20 protein-coding genes and 1 pseudogene are annotated in these 23,902 nt (G+C 61.8%); 13 read left to right on the top strand and 8 right to left on the bottom strand.

From position 1 onward, the window contains the following. The first annotated feature begins 213 nt into the window (after window positions 1-213). The 5 genes from B2D37_RS04110 (at window position 214) to B2D37_RS04130 (ending at window position 5,506) form a co-directional block, all read left to right on the top strand. Window positions 214-1,122, top strand: coding sequence for a carbohydrate ABC transporter permease (locus tag B2D37_RS04110; RefSeq protein WP_079201522.1), 909 nt, complete (start codon window positions 214-216; stop codon window positions 1,120-1,122). Then, window positions 1,115-1,951 carry a carbohydrate ABC transporter permease gene (locus B2D37_RS04115; RefSeq protein WP_079201523.1) on the top strand — a complete coding sequence of 279 codons (837 nt, stop codon included), beginning with the start codon at window positions 1,115-1,117 and terminating at the stop codon, window positions 1,949-1,951. The genes B2D37_RS04110 and B2D37_RS04115 overlap by 8 nt, the downstream gene beginning before the upstream one ends. A 10-nt stretch (window positions 1,952-1,961) precedes the next feature. Then, window positions 1,962-3,128 carry an ABC transporter ATP-binding protein gene (locus tag B2D37_RS04120; protein WP_079201524.1) on the top strand — a complete coding sequence of 389 codons (1,167 nt, stop codon included), beginning with the start codon at window positions 1,962-1,964 and terminating at the stop codon, window positions 3,126-3,128. A gap of 224 nt (window positions 3,129-3,352) precedes the next feature. Further along, entirely contained in the window at window positions 3,353-4,579 is a 1,227-nt protein-coding gene (locus B2D37_RS04125) for a carbohydrate porin (protein WP_079201525.1), read from the top strand. Window positions 4,580-4,708: 129 nt separating this feature from the next. Continuing rightward, entirely contained in the window at window positions 4,709-5,506 is a 798-nt protein-coding gene (locus B2D37_RS04130) for a D-hexose-6-phosphate mutarotase (protein ID WP_154067155.1), read from the top strand. A 29-nt stretch (window positions 5,507-5,535) separates the two neighbouring features. Here the strand turns inward: B2D37_RS04130 and B2D37_RS04135 are convergent, their stop codons facing one another. Continuing rightward, a complete protein-coding gene (locus B2D37_RS04135; protein ID WP_177345178.1) occupies window positions 5,536-6,396 on the bottom strand; it encodes a MurR/RpiR family transcriptional regulator in 861 nt (286 codons plus the stop codon). Between the two features lie 180 nt (window positions 6,397-6,576). On the opposite strand from B2D37_RS04135, the gene zwf reads away from it, so the two are divergent. The 3 genes and pseudogenes from zwf to B2D37_RS04150 all read left to right on the top strand — a co-directional run bounded on the left by zwf (window position 6,577) and on the right by B2D37_RS04150 (window position 9,436). Continuing rightward, window positions 6,577-8,046 (top strand): glucose-6-phosphate dehydrogenase, encoded by a 1,470-nt coding sequence (gene zwf / locus B2D37_RS04140; protein WP_079201528.1) that lies wholly within the window; start codon window positions 6,577-6,579, stop codon window positions 8,044-8,046. After that, a pseudogene (gene pgl, locus B2D37_RS04145) lies at window positions 8,033-8,745 on the top strand (6-phosphogluconolactonase). Before zwf ends, pgl begins: the two are co-directional and overlap by 14 nt. A 19-nt stretch (window positions 8,746-8,764) precedes the next feature. Next, entirely contained in the window at window positions 8,765-9,436 is a 672-nt protein-coding gene (locus B2D37_RS04150; RefSeq protein WP_079201529.1) for a bifunctional 4-hydroxy-2-oxoglutarate aldolase/2-dehydro-3-deoxy-phosphogluconate aldolase, read from the top strand. 334 nt (window positions 9,437-9,770) lie between these two features. On the opposite strand, the gene B2D37_RS04155 is transcribed toward B2D37_RS04150, so the two are convergent. The 4 genes from B2D37_RS04155 to cls all read right to left on the bottom strand — a co-directional run bounded on the left by B2D37_RS04155 (window position 9,771) and on the right by cls (window position 13,842). Next, window positions 9,771-11,087, bottom strand: a complete 1,317-nt coding sequence (locus B2D37_RS04155) for a sorbosone dehydrogenase family protein (protein ID WP_079204895.1) — start codon at window positions 11,085-11,087, stop codon at window positions 9,771-9,773. 29 nt (window positions 11,088-11,116) lie between these two features. Next, on the bottom strand, window positions 11,117-11,275 hold the full coding sequence (locus tag B2D37_RS04160) for a DUF3309 family protein (RefSeq protein ID WP_079201530.1): 159 nt from the start codon (window positions 11,273-11,275) through the stop codon (window positions 11,117-11,119). Between the two features lie 209 nt (window positions 11,276-11,484). Then, window positions 11,485-12,390 carry a hypothetical protein gene (locus B2D37_RS04165; RefSeq protein ID WP_079201531.1) on the bottom strand — a complete coding sequence of 302 codons (906 nt, stop codon included), beginning with the start codon at window positions 12,388-12,390 and terminating at the stop codon, window positions 11,485-11,487. 108 nt (window positions 12,391-12,498) lie between these two features. Next, window positions 12,499-13,842, bottom strand: a complete 1,344-nt coding sequence (cls, locus tag B2D37_RS04170; RefSeq protein ID WP_256573145.1) for a cardiolipin synthase — start codon at window positions 13,840-13,842, stop codon at window positions 12,499-12,501. Window positions 13,843-14,164: 322 nt separating this feature from the next. Between cls and B2D37_RS04175 the strand changes: the two genes are divergently transcribed. From B2D37_RS04175 to B2D37_RS04185, 3 genes are all read left to right on the top strand, one after another. Continuing rightward, window positions 14,165-14,323 (top strand): DUF3309 family protein, encoded by a 159-nt coding sequence (locus B2D37_RS04175; protein WP_079204896.1) that lies wholly within the window; start codon window positions 14,165-14,167, stop codon window positions 14,321-14,323. Window positions 14,324-14,494: 171 nt separating this feature from the next. Further along, window positions 14,495-15,265, top strand: a complete 771-nt coding sequence (locus B2D37_RS04180) for a Crp/Fnr family transcriptional regulator (RefSeq protein WP_079201532.1) — start codon at window positions 14,495-14,497, stop codon at window positions 15,263-15,265. Window positions 15,266-15,428: 163 nt separating this feature from the next. Beyond that, window positions 15,429-16,136 carry a Crp/Fnr family transcriptional regulator gene (locus B2D37_RS04185; RefSeq protein WP_079201533.1) on the top strand — a complete coding sequence of 236 codons (708 nt, stop codon included), beginning with the start codon at window positions 15,429-15,431 and terminating at the stop codon, window positions 16,134-16,136. 46 nt (window positions 16,137-16,182) lie between these two features. On the opposite strand, the gene B2D37_RS04190 is transcribed toward B2D37_RS04185, so the two are convergent. From B2D37_RS04190 to B2D37_RS04195, 3 genes are read right to left on the bottom strand one after another with little or no spacing between them, the layout of a single operon-like run. Next, window positions 16,183-18,030: a bifunctional diguanylate cyclase/phosphodiesterase gene (locus B2D37_RS04190; RefSeq protein ID WP_218190367.1), complete on the bottom strand. Its 1,848-nt coding sequence runs from the start codon at window positions 18,028-18,030 to the stop codon at window positions 16,183-16,185. Further along, a complete protein-coding gene (locus B2D37_RS23400; protein ID WP_218190368.1) occupies window positions 17,961-18,299 on the bottom strand; it encodes a hypothetical protein in 339 nt (112 codons plus the stop codon). The genes B2D37_RS04190 and B2D37_RS23400 overlap by 70 nt, the downstream gene beginning before the upstream one ends. A 58-nt stretch (window positions 18,300-18,357) precedes the next feature. After that, a complete protein-coding gene (locus B2D37_RS04195; RefSeq protein ID WP_154067035.1) occupies window positions 18,358-18,924 on the bottom strand; it encodes a BON domain-containing protein in 567 nt (188 codons plus the stop codon). Between the two features lie 487 nt (window positions 18,925-19,411). Between B2D37_RS04195 and B2D37_RS04200 the strand changes: the two genes are divergently transcribed. Both B2D37_RS04200 and pgm read left to right on the top strand, forming a co-directional pair. Beyond that, the gene (locus B2D37_RS04200; RefSeq protein WP_079201535.1) at window positions 19,412-21,802 is read left to right on the top strand and encodes a phosphoketolase; all 2,391 of its coding nucleotides are present in this window, start codon (window positions 19,412-19,414) and stop codon (window positions 21,800-21,802) included. A 337-nt stretch (window positions 21,803-22,139) separates the two neighbouring features. Beyond that, window positions 22,140-23,792 carry a phosphoglucomutase (alpha-D-glucose-1,6-bisphosphate-dependent) gene (gene pgm / locus B2D37_RS04205; protein ID WP_079201536.1) on the top strand — a complete coding sequence of 551 codons (1,653 nt, stop codon included), beginning with the start codon at window positions 22,140-22,142 and terminating at the stop codon, window positions 23,790-23,792. Window positions 23,793-23,902: the final 110 nt, after the last annotated feature.

Consider the following 23,902-nt stretch of genomic DNA (forward strand, 5'->3'; position numbering starts at 1 on the left):
GGATCGGTCGCGCCGAATTTCTCCTGATTTCGAGGAGGGATGGCAGTCGGTAGGGCGTACTCGCGAAGCAGTACGCCAGCAGTGTGGGTCGTGTGGGTGGCGGATTGTTCGCTGCGCTCCTGAATCCGCCCTACGCATTGCGCGCCGTTGTCGGCGGTTTTCACCTAGGCGGCCCCACCCGACCTACGCATGAATTTGCAATACGGAGTCCCCATGAGTTCAATCGCGGTTGTTACCAAGGCTTCACCGCTGGATGCGCTGCAACGCTGGCTGCCCAAGCTGGTGTTGGCGCCGAGCATGCTGATCATCCTGGTCGGTTTTTACGGCTACATCCTCTGGACCTTTGCCCTGTCGTTCACCAGCTCGCGCTTCATGCCCAGCTATTCCTGGGTTGGCCTGCAGCAGTATGCACGCCTGTGGGGCAACGACCGCTGGTGGGTGGCGAGCCAGAACCTGCTGGTCTTCGGCGGCCTGTTCATCGGCATCAGCCTGGTGATCGGTGTGCTGCTGGCGGTGCTGCTGGATCAGCGCATTCGTCGCGAAGGCTTTATCCGCACCATTTTTCTCTACCCCATGGCGCTGTCGATGATCGTCACCGGCACCGCCTGGAAATGGCTGCTCAATCCCGGCCTGGGCATCGACAAGATGCTCCGCGACTGGGGCTGGGAAGGCTTTCGTTTCGACTGGCTGGTGGACCCGGATCGGGTGGTTTACTGCCTGGTGATCGCCGCGGTCTGGCAGTCCTCGGGCTTCGTCATGGCGCTGTTTCTCGCCGGCTTGCGCGGGGTCGATCAGTCGATCATCCGCGCCGCCCAGGTCGATGGCGCCAGCCTGCCGAACATCTACCTGCGCATCGTCCTGCCGAGCCTCGGTCCGGTGTTTTTCAGCGCCCTGATGATCCTCTCGCACATTGCGATCAAGAGCTTCGACCTGGTCGCCTCGATGACCGCCGGCGGCCCCGGCTACTCCTCCGATCTGCCGGCGATGTTCATGTATGCCCACACCTTCACCCGCGGCCAGATGGGCCTCGGCGCCGCCAGTGCGATCCTCATGCTCGGCGCGGTGCTGGCGATTCTGGTGCCGTACCTGTACTCCGAACTGCGAGGCAAACGCCATGACTAGCCGTTCCCCGCTCAGCCTGAGCCGCGTGGCGATCTACGCCACCCTGTTGGCCGCCTGCGCGGTCTACCTGATCCCGTTGCTGGTCATGCTGTTGACCAGCTTCAAGAGCCCGGAAGACATCCGCAGCGGCAACCTGCTGTCCTGGCCCGAGGTGTTCACCGCCATTGGCTGGCTGAAGGCCTGGGACGGGGTCGGTGGCTACTTCTGGAACTCGGTGAAGATCACCATTCCGGCGGTGCTGATCTCCACCGTGATCGGCGCGTTGAATGGTTATGTGCTGGCCATGTGGCGGTTCCGCGGTTCGCAGCTGTTCTTCGGCCTGCTGCTGTTCGGCTGTTTCCTGCCGTTCCAGGTGGTGCTGCTGCCGGCGTCCTTCACCATCGGCCAGCTCGGCCTGGCCAACACCACCAGCGGCCTGGTGCTGATCCATGTGGTCTACGGCATGGCTTTCACTACGCTGTTCTTCCGCAACTACTACGTGAGTATTCCGGAAGCCTTGGTGCGGGCGGCGCGGCTGGATGGCGCGGGCTTCTTCACCATCTTCGGGCGCATCCTGCTGCCCATGTCGACCCCGATCATCATGGTCTGCCTGATCTGGCAGTTCACCCAGATCTGGAACGACTTCCTGTTTGGTGTGGTGTTCGCCAGCGGCGATACCCAGCCGATCACCGTGGCCCTGAACAACCTGGTCAACACCAGCACCGGGGCCAAGGAATACAACGTCGACATGGCCGCGGCGATGATCGCCGGGCTGCCCACGCTGGTCGTCTACATCCTTGCTGGCAAATATTTCCTGCGCGGGCTGACAGCCGGCGCCGTCAAAGGTTGAGGAAAGAAAAATGGCAACCCTCGAACTGCGTAACGTCAACAAGTCCTACGGTAGCGACCTGCCGGACACCCTGAAAAATATCCAGATCTCGATCGACTCCGGCGAGTTCCTGATCCTGGTCGGTCCCTCCGGTTGCGGCAAGTCGACCCTGATGAATTGCATCGCCGGCCTGGAAGACATCAGCGGCGGCGCGATCTTGGTCGACGACGCTGACATCAGTGGCATGAGTCCCAAGGATCGTGACATCGCCATGGTCTTTCAGTCCTATGCGCTGTACCCGACCATGACCGTGCGCGGCAACATCGCCTTCGGCCTGAAGATGCGCAAGATGGCCCCGGCCGACATCGAGGCGGAAGTGGCGCGGGTGGCCAAGCTGCTGCAGATCGAGCATTTGCTCGACCGCAAGCCTGGCCAGCTCTCCGGTGGTCAGCAGCAGCGCGTGGCCATGGGCCGGGCACTGGCGCGGCGGCCGAAGATCTACCTGTTCGACGAGCCGCTGTCCAATCTCGACGCCAAGCTGCGGGTGGAAATGCGCACCGAGATCAAGCTGATGCACCAGCGCCTGAAGACCACCACGGTCTATGTCACCCACGACCAGATCGAGGCCATGACCCTGGGCGACAAGGTGGCGGTGATGAAGGACGGCATCATCCAGCAGTTCGGCAGCCCCAAGCAGATCTACAACGACCCGGCCAATCTGTTTGTGGCGAGCTTCATCGGCTCGCCGCCGATGAACTTCATCCCCTTGCGTTTGCAGCGCCGCGGCGGTCAGTTGCTGGCCTTGCTCGACTCTGCGGCCGGCGTTCCGGGCCAGGCGCGCTGCGAACTGCCGTTGGGGGCGATGGATGAGGGTTTCGAGGATCGCGAGGTGATCCTCGGTATTCGTCCCGAGCAGATCCTCTTGGCCACCGCCGAGAGCCGCAATCAGTCGTCGATTCGGGTCGCGGTCGAGGTCATCGAGCCCACCGGGCCGGACACCCTGGTGTTCGTCGAGCTCAACCAGACCAAGGTCTGCTGCCGCATGGCCCCGGACGATGCGCCGCAGGTGGGGCAAACCCTGGAGCTGCAGTTCGATCCGAGCAAGGTGCTGTTGTTCGACGCCAAGAGCGGCGAGCGCCTGCTGCCGGGAAAGTCCCTGGCCAGCGAAGGCAAAGTGGCCCAGTTCAAGGCCGGCTAGGGCGCGACGCGTACTGAATCGTAGGAGCGGGCCATGCCCGCGAAGCTTTGATGCCGCCTATTTACTCGCGGGCATGGCCCGCTCCTACGGTTATGGCTCGCTCCGTCGGCACGGGCTGGTGCAGATGGTTGGTGGTGCGCCTGGCGTGCCGCCGGGGGAGTAGCGATCGCGCGAGGCTGTGCTCAGAGCGGCAGACAATAACAACAAAACGGAGCAGTTAATTAATGAAAACAACAAGAAAACTTACCTTGGCATTAGCCCTCGCCGGCCTGCCTTTGACTGCCCAGGCCCTGGAGTTCAGCGGCTATGTGCGCAGCGGTGCGGGCAGTACGGAGAACGGCGGCAGCCAGTCCTGCTTCCAGTTGCCCGGCGCCCAATCGAAATACCGCCTGGGCAACGAGTGCGAGCAGTACTCGGAGCTGGATCTGCGCCAGGATCTGCTGACCCTGGACGACGGCTCGGTGCTCAGCGTCGAGGGCATGGCGCAGTTGTTCAACGAGTACGGTCATACCCCGGAGTTCACCGGTGAGCATGGTTTTTCCCGGATGAGCCAGGGATTCGTCGAGTGGAGCAAGCTGCCGGCGCTCAATGGCGGCTCGCTGTGGGCGGGGCGGCGGTACTACAAGCGCAACGACATCCATATCAGCGATTTCTTCTACTGGAACCAGAGCGCCACCGGCGCCGGTATCGAGGATTTCGAGCTGGGCGGTCTGAAGTACAGCTACGCCTTTTCGCGCAAGGACAGCGTGTTTCAGGAGGAATACATCAACCGTCACGATTTCAACGTCGCCGGTTTCCAGACCAACCCGGGTGGCGAACTGGAGTTGGGCCTGAGCTATATCGCCAAGCCGCGCCATATCGAAGGCGCCAACAGCGGCTGGTCGGTGACCGCCCAGCACAAACAGGCGGACTTTCTCGGCCTTGGCGGCAAGAACACCCTGGCCCTGCAATACGGCCCGGGCCCCGGCACCGCGCTGGGCTCTACAGGCGATGTCAACCTGGACCGCAGCGCCAAGCGTTATCGTCTGGTGGAATTCTTCGATTGGCAGGCCACGCCGCGCTGGGGTGGTCAGGCGCAGTTCGTCTACCAGAAGGATAAGCGGGCAGAGGACAAGGATGAGCAAAACTGGCTGTCGGTTGGCGCCCGTACCAGCTACGCCTTCACCGAGCAGTTCAAGCTGGTTGGCGAGGTCGGTCACGATCAGGTCGAGGCTGCCGATGGCACGCGCAAGCTGAACAAGGTCACCGTGGCGCCAACCTGGTCGCCGAACGGTCCGGATTTCTGGGCGCGCCCGGAAGTGCGCCTGTACTACACCTATGCCAGCTGGAACGCAGCGGCGCAGCGTGCGGCCAGCGAATTGGTGGCGGGCTCGGCCCTGTCCGACACTGGCGCCTTCGGCACCGCGCGGCACGGCTCCAACTTCGGCGTGCAGGTCGAATACTGGTGGTGATCGCCCGTTTCGAGCGGGTCGATGCTGCCGGCTAAGCCGCGGCGTTCGTCCGGCGCGCCGATAACCCGGCCAGGGGCTGCTGCAGAGCACCCCCTGGCCGGGTTGTTTCTGTCGCCCGCCGGGCAAGGCATGCGCTGGGTGACCCATCAGGAGCGCGAATTGCTGCTGATCGAGCATCCCCGTTTTCAGGCCATATTCAGTCGCCAGGGCGGCCAGTTGCTGCATTTCCAGCCACAGGGCCAGCACCCCTGGTTGTGGTGCGCCAGGCATTGGCCGCGTGGTGGGGCGATTCGCGGCGGCGTGCCGGTGTGCTGGCCCTGGTTCGGTCGCCACCCCAGCGAGAGTGGTTGGCCGTCCCATGGCTGGGCGCGGCTGAGTGAATGGCACTTGCTCGGCAGCGAGGTGGACGAGCAGGGCATGCGCCTGACCTGGCAGCTGCAGCTGTGCGACTGGCGGGTGACCCTGGAGGCCGAACTGGGTGAGCAGATGAAGTTGCGTCTGCGCACGTCTCATCAGGACAGCGAGCCCTGTCAGCTCAGTCAGGCCTTGCATGCCTATTGGCGCATCAGCGATGTCGCGCGGGTGGCGCTGCTCGGCCTGGATGGCGCCGCAGGCCAGGACTTGCTGGCGCGCGGTGAGTGCCGGCAGCAGGGCGAGCTGCGCATCGAGGATGGCTGCCACCGGATCTTTCGCCGCGGCGCGCTCGTCCAGGTGCAGGATCTGGCCTGGCAGCGGCGCCTGCTGGTCGACACCCGCGGCGGCGCCAACAGCGTGGTCTGGCATCCCGGTAGTCGGCCCTTGAGCGATGTGAGTTGGCGCGAGGCGCTGGGTTTTGTCTGTGTCGAGGCCGCCAGTTGCGGCGCCGACAGCCTGATCCTCAAGCCGGGTGAAGACGCCGTGCTGGAGTTGCAGGCGCGCTTGGCATAGGCGTGGCTTGCAGGTTGTTCCGCCGTGGATCAGCTCGGTTCTTCGTCCAGCGGATAGCGGCTGGCGTTGAGGCTTTCCTTGATCTTGCGCAGGTGTGGCTGGAAGTCCACGCCGCGGCGCAGGGTCATACCGGTGGCCAATACGTCGAGCACGGTGAGCTGGATGATCCGCGAGGTCATCGGCATGTAGATGTCAGTGTCTTCCGGCAGCGGGATGTTCAGGCTCAGGGTGCTGGCCTTGGCCAGGGGCGAGCCGGCGGCGGTCAGGCCGAGCACCGAGGCGCCGTTTTCCCGGGCCAGGTGTGCCACTTCCACCAGCTCGCGGGTGCGTCCGGTGTAGGAGATGATCACGAACAGGTCGCCGGTGTGCGCTACCGAGGCCAGCATGCGTTGCATCAGTACGTCGGCGTGGGCCGATACTGCCAGGTTGAAGCGGAAGAATTTGTGCTGCGCATCCAGGGCCACCGGCGCCGAAGCGCCAAGGCCGAAGAAGTGGATCTGCCGGGCCTGGATCAGCAGGTCGACCGCACGGCTAACCAGTTGCGGGTCGAGCGATTGGCAGGCGCTGTCCAGCGAGGCGATGGCGCTGCCGAAGATCTTGCGGGTATAGGCTTCGGGGCCGTCGTCGGCTTCCACGGCGCGGCTGACGTAGGCGGCGCCGCTGGCCAGGCTCTGCGCCAGCTGCATTTTCAGCTCGGGGTAGCCGCTGACGCCGAACGAGCGGCAGAAGCGGTTGACCGTCGGTTCGCTGACCAGGGCGGCTTGGGCCAAAGCGGCGATACTCAGGCGGGTGGCTTGCTGCGGGTTGCGCAGAATCACCTCGGCGACTTTGCGCTCGGCCTTGTTCAGGCTGTCGAGTCGGCCCTGGATCTGTTCCAGAAGATTGCGCACGCGGTCCATTGTCATTCCTTAGCCAGGGCTGAAATTGCTGGCCTATCGTACTGATGGGGCCAAGGGGCTACCACTGCAAAGTGGATTTTGACAAAATGTTGTTTTTATTACTACATGTAGCCTTGATAAATCCCCTTCAACAGGGTATTTCTAGTTTAACTTGATAAAAGAACAAACATTATGCCTTCGATAACCGTTGAATCCTGTACTTTTGCCTTGTTCGGCGCGCTGGGTGATCTGGCCTTGCGCAAACTGTTCCCGGCACTCTACCAGCTCGACCGCGCCGGGCTGTTGCATGCCGATACGCGAATTTTCGCCCTGGCGCGCGAGAATGGCGAGGCGCAGCAGCACCTGGCCGGTATCGCCGAGCACCTGCTGCGCTATGTGCCGGCCAACGAGGTCGACAAGGCGGTGCTGCAGCGCTTTCAGGCGCGCCTGAGTTACCTGACCATGGATTTCCTCCAGGCTGACGGCTACGACGCGCTGGCCGAGCAAGTCGGGACGGGTGAACGAGTGATCGCCTACTTCGCCACGCCGGCCTCGGTCTACGGCGGCATCTGCGCCAACCTGGCGCGGGTCGGCCTGGCCGAACGGGCGCGGGTAGTGCTGGAAAAACCCATCGGCCACGATCTGCTCTCCTCGCGTGCGGTCAACGACGCGGTAGCAGAGTATTTCCCGGAAACCCGCATCTACCGTATCGACCACTACCTGGGCAAGGAGACGGTACAGAACCTGATTGCCCTGCGCTTCGCCAACAGCCTGTTCGAATCCCAGTGGAACCAGAATCACATTTCCCACGTGGAAATCACCGTGGCGGAGAAGGTCGGTATCGAGGGCCGTTGGGGGTACTTCGACCAGGCCGGTCAGTTGCGCGACATGATCCAGAACCACCTGCTGCAACTGCTCTGTCTGATTGCCATGGACCCGCCCAGCGAACTGTCCGCCGACAGCATCCGTGACGAGAAGGTCAAGGTGCTCAAGGCGCTGGAGCCGATCACCGCTGCGCAGCTCAGCCGCCAGGTGGTACGTGGTCAGTACGTGGCCGGCAGCAGCGATGGCAAGGCGGTGCCGGGTTATCTGCAAGAGGAAAACTCCAACACCCAGAGCGATACCGAAACCTTCGTCGCCATTCGTGCGGACATTCGCAACTGGCGCTGGGCCGGCGTGCCTTTCTACCTGCGCACCGGCAAGCGCATGGCGGAAAAAATGTCGCAGATCGTCATCCACTTCAAGGAGACGCCGCACTATATCTTCGCCCCGGAGCAGCGCCAGTTGATCGGCAACAAGCTGATCATTCGCCTGCAACCGGACGAGGGCATCGCCCTGCAGGTGATGACCAAGGATCAGGGCCTGGACAAGGGTATGCAGTTGCGCAGTCACGCGTTGCAGTTGAATTTCTCTGACACCTACCGCAGCGCGCGGATTCCCGATGCTTACGAGCGTCTGCTGCTGGAAGTGATGCGCGGCAATCAGAACCTGTTCGTGCGCAAGGATGAGATCGAATGCGCCTGGCTGTGGTGCGATCAGTTGATCGCCGGTTGGCAGCAATTGGGCGATGCGCCGAAACCCTATGCCGCCGGCACTTGGGGGCCGATGGGCTCGATTGCGCTGATCACCCGCGATGGGAGGTCCTGGTATGGCGATCTCTGATCTCGATTTGCCGCTGGGTGTGCTGGCGCGCAGCCTGAGCAATCCGGCCCAGCTGGCCAAATCCCTGGCCCAGGCGGTCGCCGAGGCGCTGCGCGTGGCGATTGAAACTCAGGGCCAGGCGACCCTGGTGGTATCCGGTGGGCGCAGCCCGATTGCCTTCTTCGAGCAACTGGCGCAACAGCCGCTGGACTGGGCGCAGGTAGTGATCAGCCTGGCGGACGAGCGTTGGGTGCCGGTCGCTCACTCTGATAGCAACGAGGGTCTGCTGCGTCGCCATTTGCTCCGTGGCCCGGCCGCTGCCGCGCGTTTTTTCGGCCTGTATCAGCCGGCTGCCAATCTGCAGCAAGCGGCACTGAAAGCCGATCAGGCCCTGGCCGAGTTGCCGCCGATCGATGTGCTGGTGCTGGGCATGGGCGACGACGGCCATACCGCTTCGCTGTTCCCCAACAGCCCGAATCTGCACGACGCCTTGCAGGCCGACTGCCCGCGGCGCTGCCTGCCGATGCTGGCGCCCAGCGTGCCGCATCAGCGCCTGAGCATGACCTTGCCGTTACTGACGTCTGCACGTTTGCCACTGCTGGCCCTGCAGGGTCAAGGCAAGCTCAAGACCCTGGCCGAAGCCTTGGCTGTGGGCGAGGTGGCGAGCATGCCAGTGCGCGCGCTTTTGCATTCCCCCTTGAGATTTACTGGTGCCCCTAGGGCCGAAGGACCAGACGCTATGACGACCAACGACAACAGCCAGCACGCCCGCATGGCCGAAAAAATCGCCCAGATCGACAGCCTCTGCGCCCGTGCGCGGATCATGCCGGTGATCACCATCGCCCGCGAGGCGGACATCCTGCCATTGGCCGATGCCCTGGCGGCCGGTGGCCTGACGGTACTGGAAATTACCTTGCGTTCGGCGCATGGCCTCACCGCCATTCGCCTGCTGCGCGAACAGCGGCCCGAGCTCTGCGTCGGCGCGGGTACCGTACTCGACCTGCAGATGCTCGCCGCCGCCGAGGAGGCCGGGGCGCAGTTCATCGTCACCCCGGGCTCGACCGCCGAACTGCTCAAGGCCAGCCTGGAAAGCACTGTGCCAATGTTGCCCGGCACCAGCAGCGCCTCGGACATCATGCTCGGCTATGCCCTCGGTTATCGCCGCTTCAAGCTGTTCCCCGCAGAAGTCTGCGGTGGCACCGCGGCGCTCAAGGCGTTGGGTGGCCCCTTCGGCGATGTGCGGTTCTGTCCCACCGGCGGCATCAACCCCGACAACCTGCAGCGCTACATGGCCCTGGCCAACGTGATGTGCGTCGGCGGTACCTGGATGTTCGACAGTCAGTGGGTCAAGCATGGCGATTGGGCGCGTATTCAACAGTGCAGCGCCGAGGCTCTGCAACTGCTGGCCTGACCGACTCCGAGGGTGCGCGGGACCGCCTAGGCCGGGCGCGCCCTCGGATGAGCACGCTGCACCCCTCCGCCGTAGGCCACGCAGGATGGCTATTGAGCCTGCTGTAGAGGCGGCCGCCTGCAGGCACCCACTGCGGCGTTCGGTATGTTCACAATCGATGAGTTTGCAGCTAGCAGCCTTTCGGACTTAACACTGTCCTACTGCGGAAAAGCCGGATTTGGTCATTTTCTGCGCTCTTTTTCGTTAAATAGAGCGACTATTCGCCTCAAAAGAGCCCAAAAACTGCCTCAAACCGGACTTTCCCTCGCTACGGACGGTCAAGTCCGACAGGCGGCTAGTGCAGCGCGCTCACGCGCCAGATCAGGTTGCCCACGTCATCGGCCACCAGTAATGCGCCTTGCTTGTCCAGTGCTACGCCGACTGGCCGGCCGTAGGCGGTGCCTTCCTCACTGAGAAAGCCGGTAAGCACGTCAACCGGCGCGCCGACAGGTTGGCCGCTGGCAAATGGCACGAAGATCACTTTGTAGCCGCTGTGTGGCCGTCGGTTCCATGAGCCATGCTGGCCGATAAACATGCCGTTGCTGAAGCTTGCCGGTAGCTTGTTGCCAGCCGACCAGGCCAGGCCCAGCGAGGCGGTGTGCGGCCCCAGGGCGTAGTCCGGTTTGATCGCCTTGGCTACCAGCTCTGGCCGTTGCGGTTGTACCCGCTCGTCGACATGCTGGCCGTAATAGCTATAGGGCCAGCCGTAGAAGCCGCCGTCGCGTACCGAGGTCATGTAGTCGGGCACCAGATCGCTGCCAATCTCGTCGCGTTCATTGACCACCGTCCACAGCGCGCGGCTGGCAGGCTCCCACGCCAACCCGTTGGGGTTGCGCAGGCCGGAGGCGAAAATGCGCGGCGCACCGCTCTTGGTGTCCACCTCCCAGATAGCGGCTCGTCCGTCTTCGACTGGCATACCCCGTTCGGCCACATTGCTGTTCGAGCCTACGGTCACATAGAGTTTGCGTCCGTCTGGGCTGGCGATGAGGTTCTTGGTCCAGTGATGGTTGATGTCACCTGCCGGCAGTTCCACCACTAGGGTGCCCGGTGTGGTGATGCGCGTGGTGCCTGTCACGTAAGGGAAGCGCAGTAGCGCATCGGAATTGGCCACATACAGATCGTTACCCACCAGGGCCATACCGAAGGGGGAGTGCAGCCCTTGCAGCAACACTGCGCGGAAATCCGCTACGCCATCGCTGTCGGTGTCGCGCAGCAGGGTGATGCGGTTGGCGCTGGGCACTGCTGCACCGGCTCTCTTCATTGCCAGGCCCATCAACCAGCCCTTGATGCCCTTGGCATCGTCAGGCTTGGGTGGCGCATTGGTCTCCGCCACCAGCACATCTCCGTTGGGTAGCACATACAGCCAGCGCGGGTGGTCCAGGCCGCTGGCGAATGCGACCACCCGGGTGCCAGGGGCAGCTTGCGGCATTGCCCCGGATGGCCAACCCTTGGCCGGCGCGATGTTAATCGTTGGGATCAGCGTCTGCCGGGGGGCTGGCAGCGCGGGCTGTGGTCCAGTACCGGCCGAGACAGGTAGCTGAGCCACTTCGCTGCAGGCGCTGAGTGCCAACACTGCAGTCGTAATCAGCAGGCCACTGGAGCGCTGTCGCAGCGGGCTGATTGCGCGCCAGCAACTGCTCGTCACAGCCTGCCCATCAGCAGCAGAACGATCAGAATGATCACCACCACGCCTAACCCGCCGGAGGGCCCGTAGCCCCAGCTTCTGCTATGTGGCCAGGCTGGAATGGCGCCCAGCAGTAACAGCACCAGAATGATCAACAGTATGGTTCCCAAGCTCATGGCTATTTCCTTGAAGGCGTGAGTGAGCAGACCTGATTCGTTGGCGCTGACGCCGTAATCTGTTGTCTGTATGCCACCAGACTGAGCGCAACTGTCGGGCCGATCTGTACGCCAGCACACACAGGGTTTTTGGTTTCGCCGCTGCTGCAACTGGGTCGTTGCGTTTGCGGGTTGTGCGTTCGGCAAACTCCTGGTCCGGGCGCTGGCGTTTATTTGCCAGCTGCGTCCGAGGCGTTCCTCTGCTGGCGCTGGATTTCCTTGCGTTTCATCGTCAGGTACTGGCCACGCTCGAGTTCGTGCAGTTGCGCCGGGTATTGCTCGATAGCGCTGTGCCAGAGGTTCAGGCGTTTTTCCTGGCGCGTCGTTGGCGGCGCCGACAGGGCGCTCAGGTAGGCCTCGATCGCCAGGTAATAACGCATGGTGTTGCGCTCGATCACCCCGCGCATGCCGCCAATATAGATGGGCTGCCCCTCGGCGTTGCGTTCGACGATGCTGAAACCCACCTTGTTGCGTCCCAGCGTCGCCAAGTAACTCTGCGTGGCGATGCTGGCCGCAAAGCCGTAAGCATAGGCGTAGGACAGGTGCAGGAAGCTGCGCCGGGCATCGAGCGCCACCACTTCGAGCATGATGCGGTAGCGGCTGGTGCCCAGCGGTCCATCCTCGGCATCCAGCAGCACCTGCAGGAAGTCGGGCGTCGCCGCTGCGACCCGGTAGGTAAACTCGAACAGATAGGCATCTTCCAGCGCCTGCTCGAACTTGTGGCCGATGTTGATGCGCAGGACATCACCATCCGGACCCGATGAGACGCGGCAGCTTTTCACATTCAGGTGCAGGATCAAAATGTCGCACCAGTGTGTGCTGGCTTGCAACGCCGGGCCGACCACGCCATAGGGCTGTTCGATCACCGCGTAGATATCGCCTTGCAAAGCGTCTGAGATTTGCCGGGATTCGAGGTAGAGCGGGCGTTGGAATTGGTTGTTGGTCAGCTGTTCAGCCAAGGCGCTGTGGCGTGCCTTGAGCGCCTCTGGATCCTGTGCGTATGCCGGCGCCACGATGAGCAGCGTCATCAGCATGGCCGCGCGCAGCCACGCGGCGCCCACTGGCGCGGGATTCATGGAATCCTCGCGTTCTGCTGGTTTGCCTGCTGGCTACTCGCCAGCACATACCAAGCCAGGCGTCTCACAGCCAGTACTCCCACAGGCGTCCGAGCAACTCCTTGACCCTCACGTTGAGGGGCGGCGCCGCCATTTTTCCAGGGTGATCTCATCCGATTTATCCAGGTCGGCGATGAAGGCCGCGCGCATCTTGTCGCCAAAACCGCTGCCGAGTACCACCGCATTGACCTCCTGGTTGTGCAGAAAACTGCGCCAGTCGAGGTTGGTCGAACCGACCGTGATCCAGACGCCGTCGATCACCGCGGTCTTCACATGCAACAAGGCATCGCGGCGCTCGTAGAGCCTGACCCCGGCCTGCAACAGCTCGCTGTAGTAGGCGCGGCCGGCATGCAAGACCAGCCACGAATCGGTGCTGCTGGGCAGGATCAGGCGCACATCGACACCACGGCGCACCGCTTCCTTGAGCACCGCAAGCAACTGCGGGTCGGGTACGAAGTAGGCATTGGTCAGCCAGATCTCGGTTTGTGCGCTGCGCAGCGCCGAGATCAGGGTGGCGTAGATCTGGCTGTAAGGCTCATCCGGCGAGCTGCCGATGATGCGCACCACCTCGCTGCCGCGGTGTTCGTTCGGCGGGTAGTAGTGGGCTGCCGCGAGTGGTTCGCCATGCTGTTTGATCCAGGTGTCGATGAACAGCCTTTGCAGCTCGGCGACCGCGGGTCCCTCGATTCTCAGGTCGGTGTCACGCCAGGGCAGCGCGGCGCCGGGTAGGACTTCGCTGTGGTGGCCGAACGAGCCGCCCGAATAGACACTGCTGATGTTGATGCCGCCAAGGAAGGCGATGAGCCCGTCGATGATCAACAGCTTGCGGTGGTCGCGCTGGTTCACCGACCAACCCGCCTTGGCGGTCAGCGGATTGACCGGATTGAATTCCAGCACCTTGATCCCCGTCTCGCTGAGGCGGGTGAAAAACGCGCGGGGTGTGCCGAGAGTGCCGACGCTGTCGCGGATCAGGTTGACCTGCACACCTTCCAGCTGTTTGGCGATCAGGGCGTTGGCGAAGCGCTGGCCGATGACGTCATCATCGAGGATGTAGGTTTGCATATTGATGTGATCGCGCGCGGCCTCGATGGCGGCGATCATCGCCTGATAGGTGTCGGGGCCGTCCTGCAGCAAGTCGACCTTGTTGTCAGTGGTCAGGGGGCTGCCGACGATGGACTCTTCGACCGCCAGGTGCAGGTCGAAGATATTGGTCTCGGCACCTTGTGCCTGCAGTCGATCGAGAATGGCCTTGCTACGCGCTGACGAGAGCGGCCCATTTGGCCCGTCGAGTTGTACCGGCGGCGCATCGTAGCGGGCCATGTCGGGCGTGAGGGTCGGCAATGAGCTGCAGGCGCTCAGCGCCAGGCCGAGGATGGCCGCGATACACGGCTTCCAGCAATTACCTGCTTGCATTGGCCATCCTCCCGAGGAGGCGTATCGCGCTGCAGTCGGGCGACTGTCAGATTGATACATGCGTCTAAATGTAGACGCAAAAGAATGATTGCGATGCCATATCCAGCAGGCAGGACAGCGATCGCTGGTCGTCGCTGGGTGATTGCTATGTTCGATAGCGCACTGAACTGAGCGCGCAATCCGTTCAAGCTGCTCAGGTGCCGGGTCGAGCATCTTCGAGGTGAAACGCTCAACGCGTAGCGGCATGGCTCGCCGTGGTGAGCGTGAAGCCTCGTTTCAAGGTTTCTGCGCCCGCGAGCTTGAACCATTCGAGGAAATCGTCATGGGCTTGGGAACGATTCTGTTGATCGTACTGATTCTGATGCTGGTGGGAGCAATCCCCGCGTGGCCGCATAGCCGGAGCTGGGGCTATGGTCCCACTGGCGGGTTGGGCCTGGTGTTGATCATCGTGCTGGTACTGGTGTTGATGGGCTGGCTGTAAAACGCGGCGCCTTCTGTGCAGCGCATCGATTGACCCGTTCGCTGTGGTTGGCGCTTCAGATAGACCTGCAGTTTTGACACGCTATGTGCGCCAGCGTACAGATAGCTCAGCTAATAACGATAAGCTGTTTCTGAGGGCGGGTATTTCCCCCGCCCATTTATAGAGCGTGAGATGCCTGAGTTGATCGCAACACCACAAAAAAATCATATTTTGGCGGCTTTGCCTGCGGATGTTCAAAGTCGCTTGCTGCCTAAGTTGGAGCGGGTGCAGTTGCCCTTGGGCAAGGTTCTATGTGAGTCCGGCGACACCTTGGACTACGTTTATTTTCCAACCGACTCAATTGTCTCGCTGCTCTACGTGATGGAAAACGGTGCGTCGGCAGAAATTTCCGTTGTCGGTAATGAAGGGCTGATTGGTGTTGCCGTGTTCATGGGCGGCGAGAGCACCACCAGTCGCGCCATCGTGCAAAGCGCCGGATACGCTTATCGACTGCCGACGCGGCAGTTTAAGGATGAGGTCAACCGCTACAGCGAGATGCTGCACCTGATGCTGCGTTATACCCAGGCGCTGATTACCCAAATGGCGCAGACGGCGGTGTGTAACCGTCACCATTCGATTGACCAGCAGCTGTGCCGCTGGTTGTTACTGTCGCTCGATCGCTTGCCAACTAATGATCTGGTCATGACCCAGGAGCTGATCGCCAATATGTTGGGCGTGCGCCGCGAGGGCGTCACCGAGGCGGCTGGCAAGCTGCATAGATCAAGGGTGATCGAATACAGTCGCGGGCGGATCAAGGTGATCGACCGGCCCATGCTCGAGCAGATGAGCTGCGAGTGCTATGCCGTGGTAAAGAAGGAAACGGATCGCCTGCTGCCCTTTGCGACTTCAGCGAATTCAGCGGATTCAGCGGATTCAGCGGATTCAGCGGTTTCGCTGGGTTAAAGCGCCGAGCGGGACACCCTATTCGATGTCAATCAAGGTATTAGTGCTATCCGTACCATAGCGAACAGACAAGCCTGCGCCGCTCAATCAGACTGGCGGATCGGGACTGTTCGGCACCTTTCCTGTGTCGCCTCCCGATTCTCTCGTGCTGCAGGATGCCTGAATGACAGCAGCAATACGGGTTCCCGTGGTTAACCAGCTGCTTGCAAGTTTGCCGCCCAAGGAGTCGACACGAATCCTGGAGTGCTGCGAATCCGTCGATCTAGTGTTCGGCACCATCCTCTGTGAGCCGGAGCAAACCTTACGCTACCTGTACTTTCCCCTGACCGGATTTATCTCGCTGGTGACCACCCTACGTGACCAGCAACCGCTGGAAATGGGCCTGGTAGGCAATGAAGGCATGCTCGGCGCGACCCTGGTGTTGGGCGTGAACAGCGTGCCGATGCGCGCGGTGGTGCAGGGCACCGGCACTGCATTGCGGATCAGCGCCGCAGACTTTCGCCGCGAACTGCAGGAGTGCCCGGAGCTGCTGCGCATACTCAACCGCTACCTGTATGTACTGATGGCGCAGCTGTCGCAAACCGCCGCCTGCACCCACTTCCATGAAATCGAGCCGCGCCTGGCACGCTGGTTGCTGATGACCCATGATTGCGCGCACGCCGATCACTTCTACCTTACCCACGAATACCTGGCCGACATGCTCGGGGTGCGCAGAAGTGGCGTCACCGTCGCCGCCGGTGCCTTGCAACTGCGCGGTCTGATTCACTACACCCGTGGCGAGATCAGCATCCTCGACCGCAAAGGGTTAGAGGCCGCCTCCTGCGAGTGTTACGAGGCGGCCATCGATGACTACGCGCAGTTGCTGAAGTAGGCTCGCTGCGCTTCGCACAACAGCCGGTTGACTCCTGGCGCATTGCCTAGAACGTTGTGTCGAGGCCCGTCTGCAGGAGTCTGAAGAACTGCTCGGCAACCAGCGGCCGGCTGAGATAGTGGCCCTGTCCTTCCTCACACCGCTGTTCTTGCAGAAACTCCAGTTGCGAATGCTGCTCGACGCCTTTAGCGATCACCCGATGATTGAGACTGGCGCCCATGGCGATTACCGCGCGGACGATTGCGCCCTTGCCGTTAGCCGAGCCAATGGTATGGACGAACGACTGGTCAATTTTCAGGACGTCGATCGGGAACTGACTCAGGTAACTCAAGCTAGAGCAACCGGTACCGAAGTCGTCCACCGCGATCTGTGTACCCATCTCCTTGAGTTGATGAAGTATCGCGATGCTGGCCTTAGCATCGCGCATCAATATGCTTTCACTGACTTCCAGCTGTAGATTGCTGGGCGCCAATCCGCTGTCGCCCAAGATGGCATGAATGCCTGCAACGAAATCCTGATGGCAAAACTCTTGGGCGCTGAGGTTGACTGCAACCGGTGTGGCCCTCGAGGTGACTGCTTGCCAGCGTTTGGCTTGAGCACAGGCTTCGCTTAGTACCCAGCGACCAATTGGCACCATCAGGCCGCATTCTTCCGCAATCGACACGAAACGGCTGGGCAACACCAGCCCCCATTGCGGATGTTTCCAACGCAGCAGTGCTTCTGCACCCATGATGGCGCCGTTAAGTAGATTGATCTTTGGTTGATAGTGCAGGACGAACTCCTGCCGCTCCAATGCCGCGCGTAAATGGCGTTCGATGAGTTGCCGCTCGTGGGCGTGGGTGTTCATTTCATTCTTGAAGAACTGGAAATTGTTGCGCCCATGTTCCTTGGCCCGGTACATCGCGGTGTCGGCATGCTTGATCAGGCTTTCTGCGTTCAGGCCATCGCTTGGATAAATGCTGATGCCAATACTGCTCGTCACGTGCAGTTTATGCTCCGTTATGCGGTGTGGCCTTGCCAGCGCACTGAGGATCTTTTTTGTCGTTAGCGCGGCGTCTTGCGCCTGATGTTCTTCCGCAATCAGCACGACAAACTCATCGCCCCCCAGGCGGCTCACCGTGTCGGAATTACGTACGCAAGCACACAGGCGCTGAGCCACCGATTGCAGCAGTTGGTCACCGATGGCATGGCCAAGTGAATCGTTGATGTGCTTGAAGTTGTCCAGATCGAGGAACAGCACAGCGAGATTCGTGCCGTTGCGTTCGGCCAAAGTTATCGCTTGTTCGATACGGTCATTGAGGAGCAGGCGATTGGGTAGATTGGTCAAGAAGTCGTGCTGCGCCATGTGGGCCATTTTCACGGTCATCGCCTGCGCGGCGGTGTTGTCATGGAACACGATCACGGCACCGCTGATCTGTCCGCTGGAGTCGTGGATCGGCGCGGCGGAGTCTTCGATCATCGCTTCGCTACCATCGCGGTTGATCAGGATCGTACCCGCGGCCAGGACCTGTGGCTTGTCATGCTCGAGTACCCGCTTGATCGGGTTGGGCACGAGCTGGCGCGTCGTACCGTTGACGATATGCATCACCTCGGCGATAGGACGACCGCTGGCTTCTTGCCGAGACCAGCCGGTCATCTGCTCGGCCGCCACATTCAGGTAGTCGACATTGCCGGCCAGGTCCGTGCCGATGACTGCATCGCTGATTGAGTTGAGGGTGGTATCGGCACGCGCTTTGTCTATCAAGATGCTTTTCTTGACGGTACTGCGCTGGGTGATGTTGCGCAGCGATTGCGCGACCAGGTAACTGCCAAGGTGGGCTTTTGTCAGATAGCCTTGCGCACCGCGTTGTACCGCCTGCTCCGCGAGGTCTTCATCCGCTTCGCAGAGGGCCATGATGGGCGTATGGGGGCCAGGGCGAACAACTGGTCGAAGGTTTCCAGACCTTGGCAATCAGGCAGCGAGAGCGCAGTCAGAATCGCGTCGATATCGCCTCTGTTCAGCCTGTCCAGGGCATCGGCAAGACAGGTTAGCCATTCGATAATGAATAGACCGTCTTTGGCCTTGCCCAGTACATCCTGCAACACCGCTGCATCAGCGGCGTCAGCGCTGATGATCAGGATTCGGTTGGCCACGTCGTATGCACTCCTTTGACCACTACCCATGGCATGGCGAACCTATGCCTGCAGCATGTAAGAGCGCTATCAGCGATCCCCCGTGGAACTAAAATCTGATTGCATCCGGGAAAATATTTTCGAGCCCGGGCAAATAGTGTTGCCGCACAAGCGCCGAGGCAAATTTGGCTCGGTTGGTTGGCTTGTCACTCAGCTTTCCCACTGCGTTGCGGTCAAGCGGAGTAAGGGGTGCAGATGTATCGTCGGTGTGCGCTAAGGCCGACTGCCCTGGCTCGCTGATCCAGCTACCGCGGTCAGATTGTTCGGTGCCATCCCAGGCCTGGCTGTCGGCCACGGTCTGTTTCGGTTGCACCACTATTCGGTTATCCACGGTGACAATACCGTTGACGTTCAACGCGAGTGCTTTGGCCAGCGTCTTGTTGGCTGTGCTCTCTACCTCGCCGCTTAGGGTGACCTTGCCATTGAGCACTGACACCTCGAGCTTGTTAGCGCTTAAATGCTGATTCAGCGCATAGGCTTTCCAGATGTGGGTTTCCTGTCGGGCATCGGCAACGTCCTGAAAGAGCGTGTGCGCGCCGACCGTGTTGCTTATTGTTGCGACTATGGCAAAGGCGATGCCAGAGGTGAGTGCGTATTTGTAGGAGTGCAAGAGCATGATGTTTCTCCACTGGGAGCGCGATGAAGTGGGTTGCGTCATCACCGCACTGTTCCCATGAACTGTTGCTAACCCGGATGTCGTCCTGAGAACCACCGTTCTGCATTGGCGGTCCAGCAGGGGCTAGGGCAGTAGCAGTGGCAGTAATTTGGAGCTTGCTCTTTTCTTGTTAGGGCATTCGGCATGAATTCCGCTGCCCGCTAAATTGAATTAATGATTATGCGTTTATGACAATGGCCTTAATCAGGCGAGGCGTCTGTTCGGCAGCGCACTTACCCGCTGGGGATCAGGCGGCATTGCTTATGCAGCTTTAGGGCGCATGTGAGACTGTTCAACGCTACTGCTAAGTACCGGCGTGATCCGCCATGCCTGGCACCAAGCGTCAGGCGGTTATTTTGATGTTGATCAGTGTCAGCAATGAGCCCTTCAGCCACAGTCGACCCCCGGAAGGATCTACCCCCGCCGCTACGCGCAAAGGACAAACCCCATGCTCAGCCAGCAGACCACGCTCAACCCCGCACCATTGACGCCCGAGCAGCTGCGCAAGCTCAACGCCTACTGGGCCGCCAGCAATTACCTGGCGGTCGGGCAGATCTATCTGTATGCCAATCCGCTGCTCAAACAGCCGCTGAGCCTCGCGCACATCAAGCCGCGGCTGCTCGGTCATTGGGGCACTACGCCGGGCTTGAACTTCATCTATGTGCACCTCAATCGGCTGATCAAGCAGCACGAGCTGAACGTCCTGTATGTCGCCGGGCCTGGGCACGGTGGCCCGGCGCTGGTGGCCAATACCTATCTGGAAGGCAGCTACAGCGAGGTGTATCCGCACATCTCCCAGGACGAGCAGGGCATGCAGCGGCTGTTCAAGCAGTTTTCCTTCCCGGGCGGAATTCCTAGCCACGTGGCCGCTGAAACACCGGGTTCGATCCACGAAGGCGGGGAGCTGGGCTATTCGCTGTCCCACGCCTTCGGTGCGGCCTTCGATAACCCGGATCTGCTGGTGGCCTGCGTGGTTGGCGATGGCGAGGCGGAAACCGGTGCGCTGGCGACCAGCTGGCATTCCAACAAGTTTCTCAACCCGGCGCAGGACGGTGCGGTGCTGCCGATTCTGCATTTGAACGGCTACAAGATCGCCAGCCCGGCGATCCTCGCGCGGATTCCGCATGACGAGCTGCATGCGCTGTTCTATGGCTACGGCTATGCGCCGTATTTCGTCGAGGGTGACGATCCCGCGAGCATGCACCAGTTGATGGCGGCCACCATGGACGCCGCACTGGCCGAGATTAAGCGTATCCAGCACGAGGCGCGGGTCAATGGCGTCAGCGCGCGGCCACGCTGGCCGATGATCATCCTGCGCTCGCCAAAAGGTTGGACTGGCCCGCAGCAGGTCGATGGGCAGACGGTGGAGGGCACCTTTCGCGCCCATCAGGTGCCGATGGGCGAGATGAGCAAGCCGGGGCATGTGCAGATTCTCGAGACCTGGATGCGCAGCTATCGCCCCGAGGAACTGTTCGACGAAAGCGGCAAGCTGTTGGCCGAACTGGCCGAGCTGGCGCCCCAGGGCACGTTGCGCATGGGCGCCAACCCGCATGCCAATGGTGGTGTGCTATTGCGTGAGTTGCAGCTGCCGGATATGCGCGATTACGCCGTGGCGTTGGAGCGCCCTGGTGCGGTCAAGGCCGAGGCCACGCGGGTGATGGGGCGCTTCTTGCGCGACGTGATGCGGCTCAATCTGGCCAGTAACAACTTCCGCCTGTTCAGCCCCGACGAGAACAATTCCAACCGTTGGCAGGACGTGCTCGAGGTCAGCCCGCGCACCTGGATGGCCGAGCAGTTCGCCTACGACGACAAGCTCGCGGCTACCGGCCGGGTGATGGAAATGCTCAGCGAGCACCAGTGCCAGGGCTGGCTGGAAGGCTATCTGCTGACCGGCCGCCACGGTTTTTTCTCCTGCTACGAAGCCTTTATCCATATCATCGATTCGATGTTCAACCAGCACGCCAAGTGGTTGAAGAGCGCCAACCAGATTGCCTGGCGGGCGCCTGTCGCTTCGCTCAACTATCTGCTGTCATCCCACGTCTGGCGCCAGGATCACAACGGTTCCAGCCATCAGGATCCGGGCTTCATCGACCATGTGCTGAACAAGAAAGCCGAAATCGTCCGGGTCTACCTGCCGGCCGATGCCAATTGCCTGCTGTCGGTCACCGACCACTGTTTGCGCAGCCGCAATTACATCAACGTGGTGGTCGCCGGCAAGCAGCCCGAGGCGCAGTGGCTGGACATGGACGCCGCCATCGCCCATTGCCGCGCAGGCATCGGCGTGTGGTCGTGGGCGAGCAACGAGCAGGGTGGCGAGCCTGATGTGGTGCTGGCCTGCGCCGGCGATGTGCCGACCCTGGAAGCGCTGGCGGCGGTGCAGTTGCTGTGGCAGCACTTTCCCGAGGTCAAGGTACGCTTGATCAACGTAGTCGACCTGATGCGCCTGCAGCCGGCCAGCGAACACCCGCATGGTTTGCCAGATGCCGATTTCGATGCGCTATTCACCGTGGATAAACCGATCATCTTCGCCTATCACGGCTACCCGACGCTGATCCATCGGCTGACCTATCGCCGGCACAATCACGCCAACCTGCATGTGCGCGGCTTCAATGAAGAGGGCACTACCACCACGCCGTTCGACATGGTGGTGCTCAACCAACTGGACCGTTTCCACCTGTTTGCCGCGGTGGTCGAGCGCCTGCCGCAACTGGCTGGGCAGGCCGCCGCAACCCGGCAGTGGGTCGACGACAAGCTGCTGGAACATCGCCGGTATATCGAGGAACACGGCGAAGATCTGCCGGAGATCCGCCAGTGGTGCTGGTTGGGCAAAACGGCTTGAGCGGCGGCGGGGCGGTCGGCGATTGTGCCGGCGCCTGTTAGGCTAGGGTCGCGTCAATCCTGAAATTTCGGATCACTGTAGGGTGGGTTAGCGGCGCCAACCTCCGAATGATCAGACACCGCCATCGTGGCGCGCCGCGTAACCCACCAGGCGATATGCCTGCGTTGCGCCGATGGTGGGTTACGGCGCAACGGATCTTGCTGGTTCATCGCTAGCGGTAGCGTGCGCCTAACCCACCCTACTGGGACTCGCGGTACATGGGTAAGACCTCGATTAACCGACATTTCAACGTTGCCGTGACACTAACAGCCTGTACACGTTATTCAGGGAGATAATTTTGAGCTCACGCATCCATCCTTTGGCCGGCAAGCCGGCGCCTGCGGACATGCTGGTCGATATCGAACAACTGCTGGCCGCTTACTTCGACTTGCAGCCTGATCCCGGCGTGGCGACCCAGCGCGTGGCCTTTGGCACCTCGGGGCATCGCGGCAGTTCGTTGGCATCCAGCTTCAACCAGTGGCACGTGCTCGCCATCAGCCAGGCGATCTGCGATTACCGTGAAGCGCAGGGCATCGATGGCCCGCTGTTTGTCGGCGCGGACAGCCATGCCCTGTCGCAGCCGGCGCTCGACACGGCACTGGAGGTGCTGGCCGCCAATGGCGTGCAGGCCATGATTTCCACCGGCGGCGAGTTCACCCCGACCCCGGCGATTTCCCACGCCATTCTGGTGCACAACCGGGGCCGTACCACGGGCCTGGCCGACGGCATCGTGATCACCCCGTCGCACAACCCGCCGGACAGTGGCGGCTTCAAATACAACCCGTGCAATGGCGGCCCGGCCGACAGCGACATCACCAACTGGGTGCAGCACCGCGCCAATGCCTTGCTCGAAGGCGGCCTCAAGCAGGTCAAGCGCATGCCGCTGGCCCAGGCACGTCAGGCGGCGACTACCCATGAGCACGATTACCTGGCGGCCTATGTCGGTGACCTGGGCAGCGTGATCGATTTCGCGCTGATTCGCGCTGCCGGCCTGCGCATCGGCGTCGATCCGCTGGGCGGGGCGGGCGTGCATTACTGGTCGCGTATCGCCGAGCAGTACGCCATCGACCTGCATGTGGTCAGCCAGGTAGTAGACCCGCAGTTCGCCTTCATGAGCCTGGACTGGGACGGCCAGATCCGCATGGACCCTTCGTCCAGCTACGCCATGCAACGGCTGATCGGCCTCAAGGATGGCTATGACATCGCCTTTGCCTGCGACACCGACTACGACCGCCACGGCATAGTCGCGCCCAGTGTCGGCTTGCTGCCGGCCAACCACTTTCTCAGTGTGGCCATCGATTACCTGTTCCAGCATCGCCCGCAGTGGAGCGCTTCAGCGGCGGTGGGCAAGACCCTGGTCAGCAGTGCCATGATCGATCGGGTCAGTGCCCGACTGGGTCGGCCGCTGCTGGAAGTGCCAGTCGGCTTCAAGTGGTTTGCCGGCGGCTTGTTCGACGGCTCGCTGGGCTTTGCCGGTGAGGAAAGCGCCGGCGCTACCTGCCTGCGCCGCGACGGTAGCGTCTGGACCACCGACAAGGACGGCATGGCGCTGGCCCTGCTGGCCGCGGAAATGACCGCCAGTTGCGCTCGCGACCCGGGGGAACTGTATCGCGGCCTGAGCGAGGAGTTCGGCGAGATAGTGGCCGACCGCGTCGATGCGCCGGCCACCCCCGTGCAGAAAAAAGCCCTGAGCCAACTCACGCCGGAGCAGGTGCGCAGCACGCAGCTGGCTGGCGATACGATCACCCAGGTGCTCGACAAGGCGCCGGGCAACGGCGCGGCGCTTGGCGGCATCAAGGTGATCAGCGACGGCGGCTGGTTCGCCGCGCGACCATCGGGCACCGAGGACATCTACAAGATCTACGCCGAGAGCTACCGCGACCAGGCGCACCTGCAGCGGATTCTTGACGAGGCGCAGCAGATCGTCGATGTGGCGCTGGCCAAGGACTGAGAGGCTGTCCGCGATCAGTAAGGTGTCACTCGCCGAAGGCAGTGCACCGTGGTTGATCGGTGCGGCCCCAAAGCTGGCGGGCTGTCGCTGCGCTCCGAGGCCGCCCTACA

The organism is Pseudomonas sp. CC6-YY-74 (genome assembly GCF_002025205.1).
Lineage (GTDB): Bacteria > Pseudomonadota > Gammaproteobacteria > Pseudomonadales > Pseudomonadaceae > Aquipseudomonas > Aquipseudomonas paeninsulae.